This is a genomic window from Pantoea sp. RIT413, from assembly GCF_003057675.2.
GTDB classification, from domain to species: domain Bacteria; phylum Pseudomonadota; class Gammaproteobacteria; order Enterobacterales; family Enterobacteriaceae; genus Pantoea; species Pantoea eucrina.
Genome location: NZ_QBJB02000009.1, coordinates 86,928 through 108,463 on the forward strand (window position 1 = coordinate 86,928; position 21,536 = coordinate 108,463).

A 21,536-nucleotide genomic window follows, 5' to 3' on the forward strand; every position below is an offset into this window, starting at 1 on the left:
CTCATGACAACCCTGCTCGCTCCCCACCCCTTTGGCCATACGATCACCGCTCAGGGGCTGACCGACACGTTTGCCCTCTTTCAGCAGTGGGAAGATCGCTACCGGCAGCTGATTCAGCTCAGCCGTCAGCTGCCGGCGCTGCCGGAAGAACTGAAGTGTGCGGAGATCGAGCTGAGCGGCTGCGAAAACCGCGTCTGGCTCAGCAGCCAGCAGCTGCCTGACGGCACGCTGCATTTTTATGGCGACAGTGAGGGGCGGATTGTGCGTGGCCTGCTGGCCGTGCTGCTGACCGCCACCGAAGGAAAAACCCCGGCACAGCTGCTGGCGCAGGATCCGCTGGCGCTGTTTGATACGCTGGGACTGCGCGCGCAGCTGAGCGCGTCACGCAGCAGCGGCCTGCAGGCGCTGGCAGAGGCGGTAATGCGCGCGGCGCGTCAGGCAGCCTGACGCGCCCTGCGCGCCTGAAACTTCTTCAGCGCGTGCGATACGGCGATAAATCCAAACGTGGCGGTCACCATGGTTGCCGCCCCGAAGCCTGCAGCGCAATCCATCCGCTTCGGGCCTTCTGCCGTGCTGCGCGAGGCGCATACGCTGCCGTCGGGCTGCGGATAGACCAGCGCTTCAGTGGAAAACACGCAGTCGATGCCCAGTTTGCCCTTACTGTTTTTTACCACGCCAAAATCACTTTTCAGGCGCTCGCGCAGTTTAGCCGCCAGCGGATCCTGGATGGTTTTCGCCAAATCGCTGACCTGAATCTGCGTGGGATCGATCTGTCCGCCTGCCCCGCCGGTGGTAATAAGCGGGACTTTATTACGCCGGCACCAGGCAATCAGCGCCGCTTTCGGCCGCACGCTGTCGATGGCATCAATCACATAGTCAAACCCGGCAGAGAGCAATTCGGCGGTGTTTTGCGGCGTGATAAAGTCGTCAATGCAGGTGACAATGCACTCCGGATTGATGGCGCGGATACGGGCGGCCATGACTTCCGTTTTTGCCTGACCGACATTGCCCTGCTGCGCATGGATCTGCCGGTTGGTATTGGTAATACAGACATCATCCATATCGATCAGCGTAATGTGTCCGATGCCGGTACGCGCCAGCGCTTCAGCGGCCCAGGAGCCTACGCCGCCAATACCAATTACGCAGAAATGCGCCTCTGCAAACTGCTGCAGCGCCTCCTGTCCATAAAGACGCGCCGTTCCGCCAAAGCGCTGTCGCCAGGCGTCGCTTACCACTTTCATATCTGACCTTTACTCCGGAATGCGGTGCGCCGCGTGGCGCACCCGATAATGTACTCTCCTGCAGAGAGCTGGCTGTCAGTGTATCAATTTGCACCGGTCAGCAGTGAACCGTTATTGCCGTTTTGCGCAGTGCTGAACAGCGGCTGTCCGGCACCGGGAGCCGTCTTCAGTACCCAGACGCGGCCGTAGTGGTTATAGAAGCCAGCCAGATGTGCGGCGTCCGGGCCTACGCCCTGATAGATATCAAAGTGCTGGCCTTTGATTGCGCCACCGACGTCCAGCGCCACCATCAGACGCATTTCATACTTACCGTTGAACTTACCTTTTGCATTCAGCTGCGGTACTTCCGCCAGCAGTGCCGTGCCCGCCGGGATCAGAGAGCGGTCCGAGGCAACCGACGCTTTGGCAATCAGCGGAACTGCGCTGGCACCCCGCACCGGCACGTACTCTTCAGGTTTAAAGAATACAAAGGACTGGTTGGTCTCCAGCACATCACGCACTTCCTGCGGTGAATGCTCCTCAGCCCACTGCCGGATGGCCTGCATCGACATATCTTCGCGTTTGACTTCACCGCGATCGATCAGCTCTTTACCGATGCTGTGATAAGCCCAGCCATTTTTACCGCCGTAGCCAAAGAAGCGCAGCGGACGTCCGTCCCCAAAATCGACGTAGCCGCTGCCCTGCACATCCATCATAAAGTTGTCGATCAGCGAGTTGCTCCAGGCGATAACGTAGCGCTCATCGAGCGCGCCGCTATAAATGCCGGCGCGGCTCGGCAGCTTCGCCCCGCGCGGGCGCGGCGGCATGCGGTAAATAGGATACTGAAACTCGCCCTGCCGGGTGTAACGCGCTTCCACTACCGGCGTGTAGTAACCGGTAAACTGCACGTTGCCATAATTGTCGGTGCCTTCCATCTGAAACGCATTCAGGCCGAACTGACGCAGCTGACGCGTATCCGCACCCGAAAGCAGCCAGTTCTGGATAGCGCTGTAGGTGTCATTATTACGGCTGAACAGACGCGAGGAAGCGGACTGAATCTGCTGCACCTGCAGGCCGAAATCCTGCCCGTTAACCGGACGCCCTTTGGCATTAGGCTCATTAACCAGCCCGAGCGGTTGCTCCAGCTTGCCATCAATATATTGCTGACCGCGATCGGTCGGCTTTGAGCTACAACCCGCTAATAGCGCCAGAAATGCGCCAGTGAGTGCATACTTTACCCGGTGTCCGTTCATGACTCTCTCTTGTTGTCGGTTGTTCGCCCGGCGACGATAGCAAAGCCCTGGTCATAATGAAATCTGCCACCCGCCACCGCCTTCACATCTGTACGTTTTTTCATCCGGATGCGACATTATTCAGCAACTGCTTATGGATTTCACCCGTTAAGCGCAAAAAGGGGTTGCATCGTCACGCGCCAGGTGTATAGTGCGCATCCACGGACGCGGGGTGGAGCAGCCTGGTAGCTCGTCGGGCTCATAACCCGAAGGTCGTCGGTTCAAATCCGGCCCCCGCAACCAATTCTTCTTAATGAAAAGACAATATGAAGTGTCGCTCAGGCGACAGACGGACGCGGGGTGGAGCAGCCTGGTAGCTCGTCGGGCTCATAACCCGAAGGTCGTCGGTTCAAATCCGGCCTCCGCAACCAATTGTCTTAAGAAGAATACAATGTGAAACGTCGCTCAGTGCGACAGACGGACGCGGGGTGGAGCAGCCTGGTAGCTCGTCGGGCTCATAACCCGAAGGTCGTCGGTTCGAATCCGGCCCCCGCAACCAATTCTTCTGATGAAGAAACATAAAACACCTTAACGGGTGTTTTTTTGTTTCTGCCGCCGGAAAAAAGCGGCATCGCTGCCGCCCTGCCCTTACCGCCGTGCCAGCACGCCGCCTTTATCAAAATAGGCTTTGATACCGTGAAAAATCGCTTCGGCCACCTGATGCTGATAGCGTGCGGTTCGCAGCTTGCGCTCCTCCTCCACGTTACTGATAAACGCCGTCTCAACCAGAATTGACGGGATATCGGGCGCTTTCAGCACGGCAAAACCCGCCTGATCAACCGTACGCTTATGCAGATGGTTGATGTGCCCCATGCGCGCCAGTACCTCTTTGCCAAATTTCAGGCTGTCACTGATGGTCTGACGCTGCACCATATCGAACATCGTGTGGTCGAGATAGCGATCGCCGCTCATGCTGACGCCGCCAATCAGATCGGCTTCGTTCTGCGTCTGTGCCAGGAAACGGGCTGCGGCAGAGGTCGCGCCGCGCGTGGAGAGCGCGAATACCGAAGAGCCACGCGCTGCCCGGCTGGTAAACGCATCGGCATGAATCGAAACAAACAGATCGGCACGCTGCTTGCGCGCTTTTGCCACCCGCACGCGCAGTGGAATAAACACATCTTCGTTACGCGTCATGTAGGCTTTCATATTGTGCTCTTTATCGATCAATGCCCGCAGGTAGCGACCAATCTTCAGCACAATATCCTTTTCACGCGTTTTGTATTTGCCGTGCGCACCGGGATCTTCGCCGCCGTGTCCGGGATCGATCATGATAATGATCGGACGATCGCGCCCCGCCTTACCCGGCAACGGTGCCTGCGCAGGCTGATCGCGCTCCAGATCGCCTTTGTTGTAATCGTTGAGCAGCGCCAGCAGCGGATCGTCGGCGTGCGATGCCTGACTGGGATACAGATCCACCACCAGCCGGTTTTTGATACCGGCCACGGGCGCCAGGGTAAAGGTTTTTGGTGCGACGTTACGCTTCAGCTCCAGCACAATCCGCACCGTGTGCGGATCAAACTGCCCGACCCGGGCCGTTTTGATAAAGGGATCGTCTGTGCGCACCAGCTTATTGATGCCTTTCAGCGCCGGATTGATATGCAGATTTTTGATATCAATGACCAGGCGTTCAGGGTTGCTCAACGCAAACTGCTTGTAGTGCAGCGGGATATTCGACTCCAGCGTGACGCGGGAGTACGTTGATGAAGGCCAGATGCGTACCGCAACAATGTGCTGACTCGCTGCCAGCCCGGTACGCGTTACGCTAAGTAGCCATAGCGCACCGGCACCTTGTAATAACCGTCTTCGGGAAAAAGCCTGGGACATGCCACTCCAACTACTGTGTTATGGATAAATCTGCGTCAGCCGACGCTCAGAAAGCGAAAACTTTATCCAATCTGGCAACGCTTGTCTCGTCGGAAAAGCCAGATAATGCAGGCTGTTATCAACGGATGCATCTGAAAAATCGTAAAGTAACGTCAGGCGCAACGCTTGCAATACGGCGAAAAACAGAATAAAAATACACTAATTACGAATAACCATTCACAGAGGGTGCACCGTGAAGGAACGCAGTACCGAGCTGGTTCAGGGTTTTCGCCATACCGTTCCCTATATTAATGCCCATCGCAACAAGACGTTTGTCATCATGCTGGGCGGCGAAGCCATTGAGCATGAAAACTTCTCCAGTATCGTTAACGATATTGGCCTGCTGCATAGCCTGGGCATCCGTCTGGTGGTGGTCTATGGCGCACGTCCGCAGATTGATGCCAGCATGGCGCAGCAGCAGCTGGAGCCTCTCTATCACAAACACACCCGCGTGACCGATGCGCAATCGCTGGAGCTGGTAAAGCAGGCGGCGGGCCGTCTGCAGCTTGATATTACGGCGCGTTTGTCGATGAGCCTTAACAACACGCCGCTGCAGGGCGCGCATATTAATGTCGTCAGCGGTAACTTTATCATTGCCCAGCCGCTGGGCGTGGATGATGGCGTTGACTACTGTCACAGCGGACGCATTCGCCGTATTGATGAAGAGGCGATTCACCGCCAGCTGGATAATAACGCGATTGTACTGCTCGGCCCGGTCGCCGTCTCTGTAACCGGCGAAAGCTTTAATCTCACCTCAGAAGAGGTTGCCACGCAGCTCGCCATCAAGCTCAAGGCAGAGAAGATGATTGGCTTCTGCTCCGAGCAGGGCGTGACCGATCGCGCTGGCACAATTATTTCAGAGCTGTTTCCCGGTGATGCGCAGGCGCGCATTGATGAGATGGAGAGCGACGGCGATTTTCTGTCCGGTACGGTGCGCTTTCTGCGCGGCGCGGTGAAAGCGTGTCGCAGCGGCGTGCGCCGCAGCCATCTGATCAGCTATCAGGAGGATGGCGCACTGCTGCAGGAGCTCTTCTCACGCGACGGTATCGGTACACAGATTGTTATGGAATCTGCCGAGCAGATCCGGCGCGCCAACATCAACGATATTGGCGGCATCCTGGAACTGATCCGTCCGCTGGAGCAGCAGGGTATTCTGGTACGGCGCTCGCGTGAACAGCTGGAGATGGAGATCGATAAGTTTACCATCATCCAGCGCGATAATATGACCATCGCCTGTGCCGCGCTCTACCCGTTCCCGGATGAGCAGATTGGCGAAATGGCGTGTGTGGCAGTACATCCCGACTATCGCAGCTCATCGCGCGGCGAGCTGCTGCTGGATCGCGTGGCGCTACAGGCGCGGCAGATGGGGCTAAAAAAGCTGTTTGTGCTCACCACACGCAGCATTCACTGGTTTCAGGAGCGGGGCTTTACGCCAGTAGATATTGAGTCGCTGCCAGAGAGCAAGCAGCAGATGTATAACTATCAGCGTCGTTCAAAGGTACTGATGGCAGATTTAAAATAAGCCACGTATTCCAGGGCCGCATAAATGCGGCCCCTGCGTGATCCTGTAGGGGCGCCATTTATGGCGCCCTGGCCGCACGGGAAATTCCGGGCCGCGTTATTTTCCCCCAGGGCCGCATTAATGCGGCCCCTACAGGAGCACGTAGGGGCGCGATTATCCTGTACGAAGCTTTACGCGTCAGACGTCGCGCCAAGCCGTGACAGCAGGCCGCTGCGGCGCTGCGTGCGCAGCTGGACTGCGCGACGGAAAATGTTTTCATCACTGTAGAGCGTCAGCTGCCTGCGGGCACGCGTAATCGCGGTATAAATTAACTCCCGCGTCAGCACCGGTAAAAACTGGGCCGGCATCACCAGCGCGGTGTGCTCAAACTCCGAACCCTGCGACTTGTGCACCGTCATGGCCCAGGCGGTATCGTGTGCCGGCAGTCGGCTCGGCTGGACTGCTTTGATGGTCCCGTCCGGCAGCGGGAAGAAGACCTTCAGCACGCCCTCCTCGTCTGTCAGCGTGATACCGATATCGCCGTTAAACAGGCCCAGCGCGCTGTCATTGCGCGTGACCATTACCGGCCGTCCCGGATACCAGCGGCTGCCGCCTGCGGGGCGACGGATCAGCTGCAGCTGTATCAGCTTCTGCTCAATACGCTGATTGAGTCCTTCCACGCCAAACGGCCCTTCGCGCAGCGCGCACAGCAGCTGATAGCGGCCGAAAGAGGCGAGGATATCAGCCGGCGCGGCATCCTCAGCTACCTGCTGCAGAAAGTCCCGATAACCAGCACCAATCTCATTCAGCATTCGCTGATACGCTTCACCGCTGTTTAGCGGCGCACGCGCAATATCGCTGAAATTGCTCTGAAAGGCGCGCTCCACCGCCTGCGCATCACCGGCGTTAACGGCTGCTGCCAGCTGGCCGATGCCGGAGCCGGCATCAAAACGGTAGCTTTTACGCAGCAGGCAGATCGCATCGCGCACCGCGGGTGCTGCGGTTTCATTACTGCCGCCGATCTCACAGCCGGTCATCAGCGTCAGCTGCGTGGCGCGCACCGGACTGTAGCCCGCCTCCGCACAGCGACAGATATCGCCCAGTACCGCTCCCGCCTCTACGGAGGCAAGCTGGTCGCGGTCGCCGAGAAAAATTACCCGCGCCTGCGATGGCAGCGCGGCAATCAGGCTGGCCATCATGCCGAGATCCACCATGGAAGCTTCATCCACCACCAGCACATCGAGATGCAGCGGATTACCGGCATGGTGACGCAAACGCTGCGTTTCAGGCTGTGCGCCCAGCAGGCGATGCAGCGTGGTGGCCTCCTCCGGAAAGCGCTGGCGCTCCTGCTCGCTGACCGCCAGCTGCTGCAGCGCTTTTCCCAGTGACTCCGTCAGGCGCGCCGCCGCTTTGCCGGTTGGGGCCGCCAGCTGAATGCGCAGCGCGCCGTCGCTCAGGCGGATCAGCGCCGCCAGCAGTTTTGCCACGGTGGTGGTTTTGCCGGTGCCCGGCCCGCCGGAAATCACCGCGGTCTTCTGCGTTAATGCGACAGCAGCGGCAATCTTCTGCCAGTCATCCGGCGCGGTGCCAAACAACGCATCCAGCACGCTGCGTACCTGCTCCGGGGCAAACGGCTGCGGCGCAGCCTGAGGATGGAAAAAGCGCGCCACGTCACCTTCATGATGCCATAAGCGATGCAGATAGAGCCGGTCGTCGCTCAGTACAACAGGGGCCGCGCGATCGCGGGAGCTGAGCGCATCCCAGCCCGCCAGCAGGCTGTGCCAGTCGTGCGGATCGCCTGCTGCCTGCCAGATCGCCTGCGCCAGTTCGGGATGACGGCCGCGAAACAGCTGCTCGCGGTTAAGCTGGGCCAGCGGCAGGCAGACATGCCCTTCTCCCGCTTCAGCGCTGAGACAGGCAGCAGCCAGTAAGCGGGCGGGTTCATCGCTGGTGGCTATCAGCTGAGCAAACTGCACGTCCAGCGGGCGCAGCAGCCGCAGCTCTGTTGCCTGCTTTAATAGCGTAGTGATATCGCTCATGCATCCTCTCCCTGCCCGCGAAACAGGCTATCAAGTTGTGTGACAAATTCAGCGGCAGGACGGGTGAAAAAGACGCCATTATCAGGCGAACTGCCATCCATACCGCGCAAAAACAGATAAAACACGCCGCCCATATGCTGCTCATAGTCGTAATCGGGCAGCCGGTGCTGCAGAAACCGGTGCAGCGCCAGCGTATAGAGCTGATACTGCAAATCGTAGCGATGGTCAATCATCGCCTGTGCCATGGCATCCGGGGTATAGGCTTCATGACTCTCCCCCAGCCAGTTGGATTTATAATCCAGCAGGTAATATTTTCCGTCCCGGCGAAACACCAGGTCGATAAAGCCTTTGAGCATGCCCTGCACCTGACTGAAGTTAAGTGCGGGCGCCTGCGCAGAGAGCGGGTCATGCTGGCGCATCAGCCGGTCCAGCGCGGGAGCGGTAAGCAGAGCGCTGATAGGCAGATAAAACTCCATCTCAATCAGGCGGTCGCGTGCGGCCACGTCAGCCAGCCGGATCTGCTGCGCATTAAGCGGCGTAGTCACAACCCGCTCAATCCAGCTGCTCAGCACCGGCTGCCAGTGCAGCGGGTAGCCGTTCTGCTGCAGATGCTGCTCCAGCAGCTCCGTCCCTGGCGGCTGGGTAAAGTCGATCGACTCAAACAGCTCATGCAGAAACGTACCCGGTGCGGCACCGCGCGGAAAATGATGTGGCGTCAGCACAACCTCTTCGGTCGCCGCCTGCTGCTCTTCACCCGCCGCTTCCAGGTCGAAGTGGGGCACCACCTCCAGCAGGCGATGCGCGCTGTGCTGCTGCAGCCCTGAATAGCTGGTCACGCGCCACGATTCAGCCAGCTGGCGCGATATCGCGCGTGCATGCAGATCGTCGCGTACGCCAGCCTGCACCTGCCAGCGTGCGGCTTCAGCACGATCGGCCATCACCACCTCGCACCCTTCGCCGTTCAGCGCTTCCAGCAGCGCGCCGAGCTGCTCTGCCGTCGCCGCTTCGCCGCGCTGCAGCAGATAGCCCAGCGCACTTTTATGCAGGTCGCTCTCGCCTTCTTTTTTGCGCGCGCCGCGAAACAGCGGCGCCACGCCGATGCTGCAGTGATACACAGAGCGCGTCAGCGCAACATAAAGCAGGCGAAGATCTTCTGCCAGTCGCTCCTGTTCCGCCAGCGCCAGGCTCTGCTCATCGCCCTGCAAATCCAGCACCGCGCTGAAATTATCGCGGTCGTGGTAAAGCGCAATATCTGCTTCACGGAACCCGGCTGCAAACGGCAGCCAGACCAGCGGATACTGCAGCCCTTTCGATTTATGGATGGTGACGATCTGCACCAGATGGCGGTCGCTCTCCAGTCGCAGCTGCTGGCTGGCCGACTGACTGTCGGGCCGCGCTATCTGCTGTGCCAGATAACGTACCAGCGCATGCGGGCTGTCAAGCTGCGATGCCGCTTCCTGCAGCAGCTCCCCCAGATGCAGCAGATCGGTCAGGCGGCGCTCGCCATTTTCCGACGCCAGCATATTTTCGGCCAGCTGGCGCTCCAGCATAATTTCCCGCAGCATTGGCAACACACCGCGCTGATGCCAGAGGCGCTGCCAGCGCGCAAAGGTATCTACCAGCGTGTCCCAGCCGCGCGCATCGCGATCGAGCGCATCCAGCTGAGCCGCATCCAGCGCGAACAGCGAAGTCGCCAGCGCCGTACGCAGCATCCGCTCCTGTTCCGGAGCCAGAATAGCGCGCAGCAGCCAGAGCAGCTCGCGCGCTTCCGGTGTCGTGTAAACGCTGTCGCGGTTAGAGAGATAGACTGAGGGGATCGCGAGCTGCGCCAGCGCTTCGCGGATCTGATTCGCTTCGTTGCGGCTGCGCACCAGCACCGTGATATCCGATGCCTGTACGGGCCGCAGCGCCGGCCCTTTTCCCAGCATCGCCTCGCCCTGCTGCCCCGCCTGCAGCCAGCGGCTGATATCCATTGCGCACTGCTTTGCCATTTGCTGCTGATATTCGCTGACGCTGGCACCGCTGCCGGGCTGCAGCCAGAAGCGCAGCGCGGGCTGCTCTCTGCCCTCTGCCTTTAGCGACAGCGCCTGGTTAGGCGGCGCAAACTGCACCGGCAAAAACGGAATTTCAGCAAACAGAAAGGGAGCCGGCAAGCGCGAGAAAAGCTGGTTTACGCTCTCTACCATCGCGGGTGACGAGCGCCAGTTAGTGTCCAGCGTATAGTGCGCCGCAATTTCATTACGCGCCCGGATATAGGTAAAAATATCCGCCCCGCGGAAAGCGTAGATCGCCTGTTTGGGATCGCCTATCAGCAGTAGCGCATGTTCAGGCTGATGCATATAGAGCGTACGGAAAATCCGGTACTGCTGCGGATCGGTATCCTGAAATTCATCGATCAGCGCCACCGGGTAGCGCTGCCGGATCAGCTGCGCCAGCTGCGCGCCGCCCGCCTGCTGCAGCGCATCATCAAGCCGGCTCAGCAGATCGTCAAAGCCCAGCAGCGCCTGCAGCCGCTTCTGTTTATGCACCGCCTCACGCACTTCGGTCAGCGCCCGAGCAATGACCACATCACGCAGCGACAGCGGTTCAGCCAGAAACGCGTCAATTGCGCTGAACAGCGCGTGCCGCGGGGCGTCGCCTTTTTTGGTTTTCTCATCCAGTATCCGCTGCCCGAAGCGTGCCAGCTCGGGCGGAACCTGGTAATCACTGCTGTCGCTATGGGCCCACTGGCTCACTTTACTGACCCAGGCGGGCAGATGTTTGCTGCTGTAGCTGCGCTTATCCACGCCCGACTGCTCAACCAGCGTCTGCACGTCATCACCCAGCGTTCGCCACTGCGCTTTGATCTCCGCGATGCGCGCCATATTACGTGCATGCCGCGACGCAAGCGTCTCCTGGTCATCCGGCGGCAGCCGCAGCGAGGGCGACTCTCCCTGCAGCCACGGGCGCAGGGTAGCCAGCAGCTGTTCCGGCCCCAGCCATTCGGTGACAATCACGCGCGCGATATCCAGCGTCAGCGGATAGCAGTGACGCCGCCAGAAATCAGCCGTTGCCTGACGCAGGAGCGGATGCTCATCTTCAATCAGCTGCTGTTCAAACAGCATGCCGGACTCAAACGCGTTAAGATTGAGCATACGCTGGCAGAAGCCGTGGATGGTGAAAATAGCGGCTTCATCCATCTGTCTTTCCGCCGCCAGCAGCAGCGAGGCGGCCTCTTCCCGCTGCGGGATCGCCTGCAGCAGTGCGGTCAGCATCGCATCGCTGCTGACGCCGCGAATACAGGCGAGCCGCAGCGCGTGGATATTCGCGCGGATACGACCGCGCAGCTCTGCCGTCGCCGCTTCGGTGAACGTCACCACCAGAATCTCTTCTACCGAGAGCGGGCGACTATAAGCGTTCTCTTCGCCCAGCCCCAGCAGCAGACGCAGATAAAGCAGGCCGATGGTAAAGGTTTTACCCGTACCGGCAGAGGCCTCAATCAGGCGCTCGCCGCGCAGCGGCAGCGTCAGCGGATTGAGGGATTCAGCACGCTGACTCATGGCGTATCACTCTTAACCGGCAGCGACTGCTGCAGCTGCGCCAGCGCCGCCCAGGTGGTAAAGCCAGGTAGCGCTGCGTAATCTGCCTGCGGTGCGCTCTCCTGCGTACCGCTGATCTGGGAAATCATCGCCATTCCCTGCTGCCGGATCGCCTGCCGGAAGAAAGTGGCCAGCTGCGCCGGCGTCAGCTGCTGCACCTGCGCAATCACTTTCTCTCGCGTATCGAACGCATAGTTCTGACGGCTGAAGTCACGACTGTAGCGATTGGCTTCCTCCTCCAGCGTCTGAGGACGCTGTTTCAGCTCATTGATCATCGCCTGCTGGTACTGCGCAAAGGTCTCGGGCTTCATGCTGCGCAGCCGCTGTTCTGCCTGCGGATAGAATGCCTGGAAGCGCTGCAGCAGGAACGCGGGCTGCCGGCTGTTGCTCTGCAGCAGAAAACCGATGCCCCACTGGCGGCCTATCGGCATCTGATAGGTAAAGACGGCATAGCCCAGCTGCTCTTCCGTGCGCAGCTGGTTATAAAACCACGGCTGGATAATCTGACTCAGCAGCGTACTGGCGGCCATGCTCTGATATTCATCATACCCGACAGGCACATAGAGCGCCGCCAGCGCGGAATCGCTGCTGCTTCCCGCCTGCTGCAGGTTCGCCTTGATCGGTTTATCCACCACAACATAGTCACTGCGCCACGGTGCCTCTCCGCTGCTCTGCAGCTGCGCTTTCAGGGCCACGCCAAGCGCTTCCGTCTCTTTTGCTGAGAGATTACCCACCGCCAGCATCTCTGGTGTCGACTGATGCAGCAGCGCGTCACGCCAGGCGATCACCTCCTGCAGCGTGATCTCCGGCAGCAACCGGCGGCGTTCGTCGCGCTGGGTATAGGGCAGCTGCGACAGCATCTGCATCGGCTGGATCGCCTGTTCAAACGCTTTGCCTTTTTCAGCCGCATCCAGACGGTCGCGATACCAGGATTTAGCCTGAGCGAGCTGCGCTTCATCCGGACGGAAGCTGCTGTAACCGGCGACCAGCTCCTGCAGCAGCTGCGGCAAACGCTGGGTAAATCCGCTGGCGTTAAACACCAGGCCATCATCTTCTCCCACGGAGAAACTGATGCCACCCACCGACGCCTGCGAGTTGAGCTCATCCAGCGCCTGGCTGGAGAGATAATCATTCAGACCAAACAGCACCTGCTGACGCGCGTCGCCGATCGCTGCCTTATTGCGTAGCGCCAGGGTAATCGCCGCTTTTGGCTCGTCAGGATAGAACCGGCTCGGCATCCATAAAATACGCATTGCCGCGTCATTACTGAGCACAATCGGATGCGTGTAGTTTTTCCCGTCGCGTGCAATCAGTGAAAAGTCAGTGGGAATATAGGGATTGAGCGCGGGCAAAGAGAGCGTGATATGCGCTGCACGCTGCTGCCAGTCGCTGTACTGCGCGGCGCTGATTTTATCAACCTGATACGGCGCATTAACAAAGTAGGCCTGCTGATTGTGCGGCTCCTGCGGGCTGATATACCAGATGCGGGCATTTTGCGGCGTCATCTCACCAAGGCGTGCCGCTACCGCTGCAGGATCGAAGCGATCGGCAAGGTAAGGCGCATCCAGCGTGTGCGCGACCGGCACACGCAGCATGGTGTCGGCCAGCCACTGAATGTAGTCCATATCACGGGTAATTGACGGATAGCGGTAATCAAGCGCCAGCACATGCGATACCTCGTCAAAATAGCGCTTATCAATGCCGTTGCGGCGCAGCATATCGAGGTAGCTGAAAATGGCGGCCACGACTTCATCGCGTTGCGTCAGCCCTTTATCCGTCAGCGACACAGAAATAGCAAAGACGCCGCTGCTGCGCTCGGTGACCGGATCGGCCCCTGCGGTCACGCCATCGGCCAGTCCCTGCTTCTGCAGCCAGTCATTCAGCGTATTGGCGCTGCGGTTACCCAGCAGATAGCCAATCAGCGTATCGGTTTTGCTGCGGAAATCGGCGCTGTTGTTCGCGATCCGAAACTCAATCTTCAGCTGTTTACGCGGCTGAGCCGGCACGTAGTGAATAATGATGCCTTTCTGCGCCCCGGTGACCACCGGTACATCTATCTCCGGCACGCTAGCCGGATGTGCCGCGACGCGCCCAAAGGTGGCGGCGGCCATCTGCGCCATCTCAGAGAGCGGTTTATTGCTGTAAATCACTGCTTTCATCAGGCTGGCAGAATAGTGGGTACGGTAGAAGTCGCGCAGCGCCTGCTGCAGTTTGCTGCCCGGTTTATCACTCAGCGTCTCCAGGTTGCCTCCGGAGAAACGCGAACCCGGATGCTGCGGATTCAGCGTCTCAGCACTGACCTGCGCCATGCGCAGCCCGTCCCGCGAGCGCGCCATCGTCAGCTCTGCGTTGACGGCGTGACGTTCGCGATCGGCGTTAACCGGATCGAGCAGCGGCTCCGCAATCGCATCCGCCAGGCGATCTGCCGCAGGCTGCAGCGCATCGTTCTCCACTTCCAGATAGAATGCGGTGCGGTAAGAGGCGGTGCTGGCGTTGTGACTGCCGCCGTGCATTTTGAGAAATTCCGCAAGATTATCGGGCTGGGGGTAACGTTTTGAGCCCATCAGCACCATATGCTCCAGATAGTGCGCCAGCCCGGGCTGCTGGTCGGGATCGTCCAGCGAGCCAATCGGCAGCGTCAGCGCCGCCAGCGACTTCGGGGCCTCAGCGTCTGAAACCAGCAGCACCGTCATACCGTTGTTCAGGGTAATCGCCTGATAGCTGCGCGGATCGCGATCGCTTTTGCGGATAATGTCATTAACCGGCTGCCAGCCCTGTCCGGTATCGGCAAAAACATTCAGCGCCAGCGCGCCTGACAGCAGCGCGCCGATACAGCGTGCGTAAATCCGCATGTAAACCCCTTAATCTTACTCTGCCCTGCGGCTGGTTTTCCGCGCAGGTTTATCAACATATTATTCTGGCGTAAGCGCGACGCTTAGCAGCTATTTATCATCCTGATGGGCGAGACGTACCGGCAGATACCACTGCCGTGCTGCAGCGATAATCGCCTGCAGCATCTCCTCATTCAGCGTGCGATTCAGGCGCTGGAGATAAGGATCGCTGCCCTCCCCCTGCACCTGATAGCCGCCCTGCCACGCCTGCAGCAGCTTATTCAGCGCCTTTTTCTGCGTGGCGTCATCTTCCAGCAGCTGGCCGCTTTTGCGATCGAAGCTCGCCTCCAGCCAGGCGCCGCCGCTTTTGTTTAACAGCAGCAGCGGCTGCGCCAGCCCCTGCTCGCAGGCGGCGGCATACTCTGCCAGCAGCGACTGCGCCCGGTCGGCGGCTACGGCATGAAAGCGCCAGCAACTCTGTTTACGGCCATACATCCGGCTTACGCCGCTGCCGCCCAGCGCACAGTAGACCAGATGCTCCAGCCACAGCTGCAGTCCGTCATTCATGTTCAGCACGCCAGGCCGCCAGCGCAGCAGGCCATCAGCCTGCACCTGCGTCAGCCAGCCGGTCAGCCGCACGGTACCGAGCTGCAGATTTACCTCCTGACTCTCTGCCGGCAGGCGCTCTCCGGCGACTTCCGCCGCAACCTCCTGCATCTCTTCGGTCTGGCTCTGCCAGAAAAGTTCACCAAAGGCGCCATAAGGCAGGTTACCTGCTGCGCGATGATGCGCATAGAGCTGCTGCGGATCCTCGCCGTTCACCAGCGCATTGAGCAGCTGCGCGTTTAACTGATAGCGCTCAAGGCTATCAGGTGCAAAGGGCTCGCTATCGGGCAACTCACTCTCTTCTGTCCAGAATGAGACGCCAAGACGCTGCTGAAACCAGGCGCGAACCGGATGACGCCAGAAGCGCAGCAGCTGTTCCAGCGTCACAATCTCCTGCGTTTTCACCGCCAGCGGCTGCACGAAGTCGGGCTGTGCCACGCCGCGGCCGGTAGCCGCCGGCAGCCATTCGGCAGCAAAGCTCTGCCGGTGAGTGTCAGGCGCAAAATTCTCTGCGGCAAATGGCATGCGGCTGTGCAACGTTTGTAAGTGCTCACGTACATGCTGTTCACTGATGTCCGGCTCGCACTGCTCATCGCCCGGCAGGCAGAAACTCTGCCCCAGATAATCAAGCAGTTCCGTGACCAGTACTGAGGGATAGCGCTCGGTGTTATCCTGAATCGCCCGGCCGATATAGCTGATATAGAGCTGCTGCTGGGCTGAAATCAGGGCCTCAAGGAACAGATAGCGATCGTCATCGCGCCGGCTGCGGTCGCCTTTGCGCGTCTGCTGCTGCATCAGGTCAAACCCTACCGGTGCCAGCGTGCGCGGGTAGACGCCATCATTCATACCCAGCAGGCAGACGATTTTGAAGGGAATTGAGCGCATCGGCATCAGCGTACAGAAGTTTACCGGACCTGCCAGAAAACGCTGGCTGATGCGCTGCTGATCGAGACGTGAGCGCAGCTCATCACGCAGCAGCGTCACCGGCACCGGCTGCTGATAAGCAGATCCCATACCCTGTTCAATGATCTCTTTCCACTGCGTCTCTACCAGCAGCAGCGCCGCCTCGCTTTCGGCATCTCCGCTGAAAAAGCTGTCAATCAGCTCACGGCACAGCGGCAGCCACTCCGCCAGCGTGCGCTCACCGGCCAGCCGGCTGCGCCAGGTATCAAGCCGCATCAGCAGCTCGGCCAGATGTCCCGCCAGCTCTGCGATCAGACCGCTTGACTCATCGTAAGGCAGGATCCCCTGCCAGTCACCGTTGCGGCTCTCAAGCGCATAGCCCAGCAGCATACGCTGCAGGCCAAAACGCCAGGTGTGCTGGCCGGTAACCGGCAGCGACAGCGCTTCAATACTGGCATCGTCCAGCCCCCAGCGAATACCGGACTCCATGACCCAGCGGCGCAGCAGACGCAACCCGCTCTCATCCACGGAAAAACGCTGCGCCAGCGCCGGCACCTCCAGCAGCGCAAGGATCTCCTCTGAGGCGAAGCGACTCTCCGGCAGCGTCAGCAGGCTCAGCAGCGCCAGAATGGCCGGATGAGCCTGACTGGCACGACGGTCAGAAATGGCAAATGGCAGATAGCGATCCGGCGGTGCGCTGGCAAATGCCGCCTGAATAAAGGGCGCATAGCTATCGATGTCTGCCACCATAACGATGATATCGCGCGGCTTAAGCTCAGGATCGGCCTCCATCATCGCCAGCAGGTGATCCTGCAACACCTCCACTTCACGCTGTGCGCTGTGACAGATCTGCAGCGTGATGGAGCGATCGGCCGGATCGAGAGGGCGCTTCTCTGCGCTGTTCATCAGCTCTCCGGCACTCAGACCAATCACCGCGCGATCGTCAAGATTCAGCAGGTCAGCCTGCAGGTTGTGCAGCAGCGTGTCATCAGGCAGATCGACAAATGCATCGATATCGTTGGCGGCTGACTCCATCTGGCTGAGCAGAAACAGGTTATCGCGTCCCAGCTTTCCCCAGGAGGCGAGCAGCGGGTTTGTCAGCTGCTGTTCACCGCTGCTGTTAAACAGCGTGGAGGCGGCTTCAGGTTCGCGAAACAGCGGCAGCGTCTCCTCTGAATGCAGACGGCGGCGCTGACGGCTCTGCAGCTTTGCCAGAAACGCGTAATCCTGAATATCCCCCCAGTAGTGGCGGCAGGGATTAGTAAACAGCAGATGAATATCGATATGGCGGCCCAGCGCTTCAAGCGCCTGCAGGTAGACTGGCGGCAGCGCGGAGATACCGCAGATAAATACGCGCGGCGGCAGGCCAGGCGGCGTGCTTTCAGCCCGTTCCAGCGTTTCAATAAAGCGGGCGTACAGATTGGCACGGTGCCACATCGGCTGACCGAGGCTTTCCGTAAAGCTGACCAGATCGCGCCAGAGCGCCGCCTGCCACTGCTGAGCGTCACCCAGTCCCTCAATCAGTGCACCATGCTCCCAGCTGTTGAGCCAGTCAGCACGATAGACCAGATACTGGTCAAAGAGGTCGGCGACGCGGGTGCTGAGCTGGTAGAGCTTACGCTTGTCGTCGTCATCCTGCAGATAGAGCCGCAGCGACTGAAACGTCTCCTGCTCCAGCAGCACCGGCAGGCGCTGCATCAGCTTCCAGCTCATGTTGGCTTTAGTAAAGGCGCTCTCTTCCGGGATCCCCGGCAGCACCTTCACAAACATGCTCCAGATAAAGGTGGCAGGCAGTGGGAAATCGATATTTGCGGCAATGCCAAAGCTGTTTGCCAGCTCCATCTGCAGCCACTGCGCCATTCCCGGGCTCTGTACCAGCACCTGTTCAGCCGCAAAAGGATCGGCGAGAGGCTGGTTTTCAATCAGGATGCCTGCCAGATTTTTCAACAGATCGAGCTGATTGGAGTGGTAAACCCGGAACATAATTCTCCTTTAACAAAGCAGTACCCTACAGCCTGGTCACTCTACCCTTAAACGGCGGAGATGCCTATTAATCTGGTCATCTTCGTGACATTTCAGCCGTGCCAGCATCGCTGTGCGCTGATGCGGGCCGGTCACGGTCACCCGCTCCAGCGTGCAGCTACCTGGCAGAATCTGCTGCTGGCGCTGCGTGTGCCAGCCCACTGTGTCATGACCCAGCAACGCCTGCTGCGCAACCTGCCACGCCTGTCGCTGCTGCCACTGCTGGCTGAACCCCAGCGTCAGCGCACGCTGATAGTGCAGCAGCGTCGAGATGCTCAGCGCCAGCAGCAGCATGCCCACCAGCGCCTCGGCGAGGCTAAATCCCCGCTGTAACTGCCTCTCCCGGACACGCCTCCGGCGCGGCCAGCGGGCAGAAGTCAATCCAGCCGTGCGGCAAGGCCAGCACGCGCGCTCCACGAAGTTCAACCCAGCGGTAGAGCCAGAGTGCGCTGCCTGCCTGGCGCGCGGATAACAAGCCATGCCCTTCCTCCCTGCGCAGCAGACAGCTCTGCCACTGCGCGGTTGTCCACTGCTGACACTGCCAGCCTTCAGCCGGCGACCACTGCTGCTGCACTCCCCAGCGCAGCGCCGCCTGCGCCTGGCTGTGATGCTGAAAGTAGTGCTGCGTATCGGCAACCAGCACCATGCTGCGGCTCAGCTGCTGGCGGGTCGCATGCAGCGTTACGCCTCCCAGCAGCAGCAGCATCATGATCATGCCGAGCGTACTGTTGCCCCGCTGGTTCACAGATTGATGCCTTCGATAACGCGTACCAGCGTGACCTGCTGCTGACCTGCACGTGCCGCCAGCTCCAGCCGCAGGTAGCGCTGCTGGCGGCTGACCTGAAAACGTTCCAGCAGCATAAATGCGGGATCGGTGATGCGCTCCCAGCCGCTACCGTGACACGCCTCAACGCCGCGCTGCATCTCCAGCTGCCCGCTACGCAGACGATAGCCGTAGTAATCACTGTCGCTATGCCCCGCTCCCTCCCAGCGACCGTTGCTGTTCTCATCCCAGCGCAGCAGCACACAGCTGCCGCTGTTTGCCAGCGTCAGTGGCGCACCGCTGCAGGTTCCCCGGCAGTAGCCCGCCCGGCGCAGCGCTTTTTCCAGCATGCCGGCTATCTGCTCCAGCTCCTGCTGCAGCTGTACCCGCTGCTGCAGCCGCAGATTCTGTTCCAGCAGCAGCGGCAGAAAACGCCCCAGGCTAAGCATCAGCATGGCGCTTATCGCCAGCGCAATCAGCGTTTCCAGCAGGCTGAACCCGGCCTGAGCTACCCGCACGTCGCTGCTTCCGGCTGGCAGAGACGAACACGCGCGCGGGCAGAGATGATTGCGCGCCAGCGCCCGGCAGCGCTCGTTATTTCCACGCTACCGGCGCGCGCTACGTCTCTGCGCCCGTAAAAACCGGGTTCGCCCGTCAGTGCGCTGAGGTGTATGCCTGCATACGGTGGCGTGAACCACCAGCGCGAGGGAGTCGTGCAGCCTGCAGGCGGTACGGGGCCGGTACCGAGACAGCCCCCCTGACCCGGCTGCAGCCAGAGCTTTAGCTCGCGATTATGCCAGCCCGCATGCGCACGCAGCTGCAGCAAAAACGCCTGCAGCTGCAGCACACTTTCGCGCAGCTGCTGCTGCTGCTGCCAGTGCTGCCACCCCTGTATCACCCCGCCGCCCAGTACGCCTGCGATGAGCATGACGATCAGCAGTTCCGGCAGGGTAAATCCGTGATGATTATCTCTGTTCATGACGTCACTCTGCCGTCAGCGCAGCAGCGGTACAAGCGTGACAGTTGTGCGGTCAGGAGGGGCTCACAGACGTGTTTCATCCGTTACAGAGAGAACCATTTTTTTGTGCGGCAGCGTCAGAAAAACGTGGCCTGACAGGCAAAAAAAAAGCCCTGCACAGCGGCAGGGCTCAGGTGCTATCGGGAGCAGATCAGACTGCCACAGGGGCCTTGATGGCAGGATGGGGATCGTAGCCTTCTACCTCAAAATCCTCGAACTGATAGTCGAAAATTGAGGCTGGCTTACGCTTAATCACCAGCTTCGGCAGCGGACGTGGTTCGCGCGTCAGCTGCAGGCAAGCCTGCTCCAGATGGTTGCTGTAAAGGTGGGTATCGCCACCGGTCCAGACAAAATCACCCACTTCCAGATCGCACTGCTGCGCGACCATATGCACCAGCAGCGCATAGCTGGCGATATTAAACGGCAGGCCGAGGAAGATATCGCACGAACGCTGATAGAGCTGGCAGGAGAGTTTGCCGTTCGCGACGTAGAACTGGAAAAAGGCGTGGCACGGAGCCAGCGCCATCTGATCCAGCTCGCCCACATTCCAGGCTGAGACAATAATGCGGCGTGAGTCCGGATCGCGTTTCAGCTGCTCAATGACTCTGCTTATCTGATCGATCTCTGCGCCAGAGGCGCTGCCCCAGCTGCGCCACTGCTTGCCGTAGACCGGACCTAAATCTCCGTTTTCATCCGCCCACTCATCCCAGATGGTGACCTTGTTCTCTTTCAGATACTGAATGTTGGTTTCCCCTTTCAGGAACCACAGCAGCTCGTGAATGATAGAGCGCAGGTGCACTTTTTTGGTGGTGACCAGCGGGAAGCCTTCCTGCAGATTGAAACGCATCTGGTGGCCAAAAATGGAAAGCGTGCCGGTACCGGTACGGTCGGCCTTTTCTGCGCCTTCATTCAGCACATGCTGCATCAGTTCCAGATACTGTTTCATTTTACCTCTCGGGTTTGTTGCTGCGGACGACGACGATACGCCCAGACCATCATGATAATGCCCGCCAGAATCATCGGCACAGAGAGGATCTGCCCCATGCTGATACCGCCTTCAAACAGCCCCAGCTGCGCATCCGGCTGACGGAAAAACTCGACAATAATGCGAAACGCGCCGTAACCAATCAGGAACAGTCCGGAGACACTGCCCATTGGACGCGGTTTGCGAATAAACAGGTTGAGAATAAGAAACAGCACCACGCCTTCCAGACACAGCTCATAGAGCTGGGAGGCGTGACGGGGCAGTACGCCATAGGTATTCAGCAGCTGCTGATACTGCGGGTTATTCACCGCCAGCGCGAGATCTTCACTGCGCGATCCCGGAAAGAGCATCGCGAATTTAAAATCGGGCGCCACGCGGCCCCACAGTTCGCCATTGATAAAGTTACCGAGGCGACCCGCGCCAAGACCAAACGGGATCAGCGGCGCAATGAAGTCAGACACCTGGAAGAAGGTACGTTTCGTGCGACGGGCAAAAATCAGCATGACCACAATCACGCCGATAAGGCCACCGTGGAAGGACATGCCGCCATCCCAGACCTTGAACAGGTAGAGCGGGTTTTCCAGAAACAGCGGCAGATTGTAAAACAGCACATAGCCGATACGACCACCGAGAAAGACGCCGAGGAATCCGGCATAAAGCAGGTTTTCCACTTCGTCTTTCGTCCAGCCGCTACCGGGCTTGTTGGCGCGGCGCACCGCAAGCCACATGGCAAAAACAAAGCCCACCAGATACATCAGGCCGTACCAGTGAAGCGAAATCGGTCCGATTGAGAAGATCACCGGATCGAATTGGGGAAATGAAATGTAGCCGTTATTCATTATTCACCATCGATTTTTCTGCCCAACGCGGGCGTGGCTAAAGGGCCAGACAATAAAAGGCTGCGCATCATAGCAC

At 59.5% G+C, this 21,536-nt stretch carries 15 protein-coding genes and 3 tRNA genes; 5 read left to right on the forward strand and 13 right to left on the reverse strand.

Translation table 11 applies throughout. The features are described 5' to 3' along the window. Positions 1 to 3: 3 nt before the first annotated feature. Complete coding sequence (gene csdE / locus DBY66_RS12770) at positions 4 to 447, forward strand: cysteine desulfurase sulfur acceptor subunit CsdE (protein WP_108569637.1); 444 nt, start codon at positions 4 to 6, stop codon at positions 445 to 447. On the opposite strand, the gene tcdA is transcribed toward csdE, so the two are convergent. Next, positions 435 to 1,241 carry a tRNA cyclic N6-threonylcarbamoyladenosine(37) synthase TcdA gene (gene tcdA / locus DBY66_RS12775; RefSeq protein ID WP_039379935.1) on the reverse strand — a complete coding sequence of 269 codons (807 nt, stop codon included), beginning with the start codon at positions 1,239 to 1,241 and terminating at the stop codon, positions 435 to 437. The genes csdE and tcdA overlap by 13 nt on opposite strands. An 83-nt stretch (positions 1,242 to 1,324) precedes the next feature. Beyond that, entirely contained in the window at positions 1,325 to 2,473 is a 1,149-nt protein-coding gene (gene mltA / locus DBY66_RS12780) for a murein transglycosylase A (RefSeq protein ID WP_071668551.1), read from the reverse strand. 205 nt (positions 2,474 to 2,678) lie between these two features. Between mltA and DBY66_RS12785 the strand changes: the two genes are divergently transcribed. The 3 genes from DBY66_RS12785 to DBY66_RS12795 all read left to right on the forward strand — a co-directional run bounded on the left by DBY66_RS12785 (position 2,679) and on the right by DBY66_RS12795 (position 3,011). Continuing rightward, a tRNA-Met gene (locus DBY66_RS12785) sits at positions 2,679 to 2,755 on the forward strand. Positions 2,756 to 2,806: 51 nt separating this feature from the next. Continuing rightward, positions 2,807 to 2,883, forward strand: a tRNA-Met gene (locus DBY66_RS12790). 51 nt (positions 2,884 to 2,934) lie between these two features. After that, positions 2,935 to 3,011: transfer RNA gene (locus DBY66_RS12795), tRNA-Met, on the forward strand. Between the two features lie 89 nt (positions 3,012 to 3,100). Here the strand turns inward: DBY66_RS12795 and amiC are convergent. Beyond that, positions 3,101 to 4,336, reverse strand: a complete 1,236-nt coding sequence (gene amiC, locus DBY66_RS12800) for an N-acetylmuramoyl-L-alanine amidase AmiC (RefSeq protein WP_039379939.1) — start codon at positions 4,334 to 4,336, stop codon at positions 3,101 to 3,103. Positions 4,337 to 4,568: 232 nt separating this feature from the next. On the opposite strand from amiC, the gene argA reads away from it, so the two are divergent. Continuing rightward, complete coding sequence (argA, locus tag DBY66_RS12805) at positions 4,569 to 5,897, forward strand: amino-acid N-acetyltransferase (protein WP_039379941.1); 1,329 nt, start codon at positions 4,569 to 4,571, stop codon at positions 5,895 to 5,897. Between the two features lie 170 nt (positions 5,898 to 6,067). On the opposite strand, the gene recD is transcribed toward argA, so the two are convergent. From recD to lgt, 10 genes are all read right to left on the reverse strand, one after another. After that, positions 6,068 to 7,915 carry an exodeoxyribonuclease V subunit alpha gene (gene recD / locus DBY66_RS12810; RefSeq protein WP_108569638.1) on the reverse strand — a complete coding sequence of 616 codons (1,848 nt, stop codon included), beginning with the start codon at positions 7,913 to 7,915 and terminating at the stop codon, positions 6,068 to 6,070. After that, positions 7,912 to 11,454: an exodeoxyribonuclease V subunit beta gene (gene recB / locus DBY66_RS12815; protein ID WP_039379945.1), complete on the reverse strand. Its 3,543-nt coding sequence runs from the start codon at positions 11,452 to 11,454 to the stop codon at positions 7,912 to 7,914. Before recB ends, recD begins: the two co-directional genes overlap by 4 nt. After that, a complete protein-coding gene (gene ptrA / locus DBY66_RS12820; RefSeq protein WP_108569639.1) occupies positions 11,451 to 14,345 on the reverse strand; it encodes a pitrilysin in 2,895 nt (964 codons plus the stop codon). The genes recB and ptrA overlap by 4 nt, the downstream gene beginning before the upstream one ends. Before the next feature lie 90 nt (positions 14,346 to 14,435). Beyond that, the gene (recC, locus tag DBY66_RS12825; RefSeq protein WP_039379950.1) at positions 14,436 to 17,816 is read right to left on the reverse strand and encodes an exodeoxyribonuclease V subunit gamma; all 3,381 of its coding nucleotides are present in this window, start codon (positions 17,814 to 17,816) and stop codon (positions 14,436 to 14,438) included. A gap of 36 nt (positions 17,817 to 17,852) precedes the next feature. Beyond that, positions 17,853 to 18,149 (reverse strand): prepilin-type N-terminal cleavage/methylation domain-containing protein, encoded by a 297-nt coding sequence (locus DBY66_RS12830; RefSeq protein ID WP_108569640.1) that lies wholly within the window; start codon positions 18,147 to 18,149, stop codon positions 17,853 to 17,855. A 22-nt stretch (positions 18,150 to 18,171) separates the two neighbouring features. Continuing rightward, a complete protein-coding gene (locus DBY66_RS12835) occupies positions 18,172 to 18,600 on the reverse strand; it encodes a DUF2509 family protein (protein WP_108569641.1) in 429 nt (142 codons plus the stop codon). After that, complete coding sequence (locus tag DBY66_RS12840) at positions 18,597 to 19,136, reverse strand: prepilin peptidase-dependent protein (protein ID WP_039379955.1); 540 nt, start codon at positions 19,134 to 19,136, stop codon at positions 18,597 to 18,599. The genes DBY66_RS12835 and DBY66_RS12840 overlap by 4 nt, the downstream gene beginning before the upstream one ends. Continuing rightward, complete coding sequence (locus tag DBY66_RS12845) at positions 19,127 to 19,597, reverse strand: prepilin-type N-terminal cleavage/methylation domain-containing protein (RefSeq protein ID WP_108569642.1); 471 nt, start codon at positions 19,595 to 19,597, stop codon at positions 19,127 to 19,129. Before DBY66_RS12845 ends, DBY66_RS12840 begins: the two co-directional genes overlap by 10 nt. Positions 19,598 to 19,787: 190 nt before the next feature. Continuing rightward, a complete protein-coding gene (gene thyA / locus DBY66_RS12850; RefSeq protein ID WP_039379962.1) occupies positions 19,788 to 20,582 on the reverse strand; it encodes a thymidylate synthase in 795 nt (264 codons plus the stop codon). Further along, the gene (gene lgt / locus DBY66_RS12855; protein WP_039379964.1) at positions 20,579 to 21,460 is read right to left on the reverse strand and encodes a prolipoprotein diacylglyceryl transferase; all 882 of its coding nucleotides are present in this window, start codon (positions 21,458 to 21,460) and stop codon (positions 20,579 to 20,581) included. Before lgt ends, thyA begins: the two co-directional genes overlap by 4 nt. Between the last annotated feature and the right edge of the window lie 76 nt (positions 21,461 to 21,536).

What these genes read in the sequence shown, in the direction of transcription:
- ptrA (WP_108569639.1), bottom strand. Translation starts at nt 14,345, where the DNA reads ATGCGGATTTACGCACGCTGTATCGGCGCGCTGCTGTCAGGCGCGCTG.
- mltA (WP_071668551.1), bottom strand. Translation starts at nt 2,473, where the DNA reads ATGAACGGACACCGGGTAAAGTATGCACTCACTGGCGCATTTCTGGCG.
- csdE (WP_108569637.1), top strand. Translation starts at nt 4, where the DNA reads ATGACAACCCTGCTCGCTCCCCACCCCTTTGGCCATACGATCACCGCT.
- tcdA (WP_039379935.1), bottom strand. Translation starts at nt 1,241, where the DNA reads ATGAAAGTGGTAAGCGACGCCTGGCGACAGCGCTTTGGCGGAACGGCG.
- recB (WP_039379945.1), bottom strand. Translation starts at nt 11,454, where the DNA reads ATGAGTCAGCGTGCTGAATCCCTCAATCCGCTGACGCTGCCGCTGCGC.
- DBY66_RS12845 (WP_108569642.1), bottom strand. Translation starts at nt 19,597, where the DNA reads ATGAACAGAGATAATCATCACGGATTTACCCTGCCGGAACTGCTGATC.
- recC (WP_039379950.1), bottom strand. Translation starts at nt 17,816, where the DNA reads ATGTTCCGGGTTTACCACTCCAATCAGCTCGATCTGTTGAAAAATCTG.
- DBY66_RS12830 (WP_108569640.1), bottom strand. Translation starts at nt 18,149, where the DNA reads ATGCTGCTGCTGGCGCTGAGCATCTCGACGCTGCTGCACTATCAGCGT.
- recD (WP_108569638.1), bottom strand. Translation starts at nt 7,915, where the DNA reads ATGAGCGATATCACTACGCTATTAAAGCAGGCAACAGAGCTGCGGCTG.
- thyA (WP_039379962.1), bottom strand. Translation starts at nt 20,582, where the DNA reads ATGAAACAGTATCTGGAACTGATGCAGCATGTGCTGAATGAAGGCGCA.
- amiC (WP_039379939.1), bottom strand. Translation starts at nt 4,336, where the DNA reads ATGTCCCAGGCTTTTTCCCGAAGACGGTTATTACAAGGTGCCGGTGCG.
- lgt (WP_039379964.1), bottom strand. Translation starts at nt 21,460, where the DNA reads ATGAATAACGGCTACATTTCATTTCCCCAATTCGATCCGGTGATCTTC.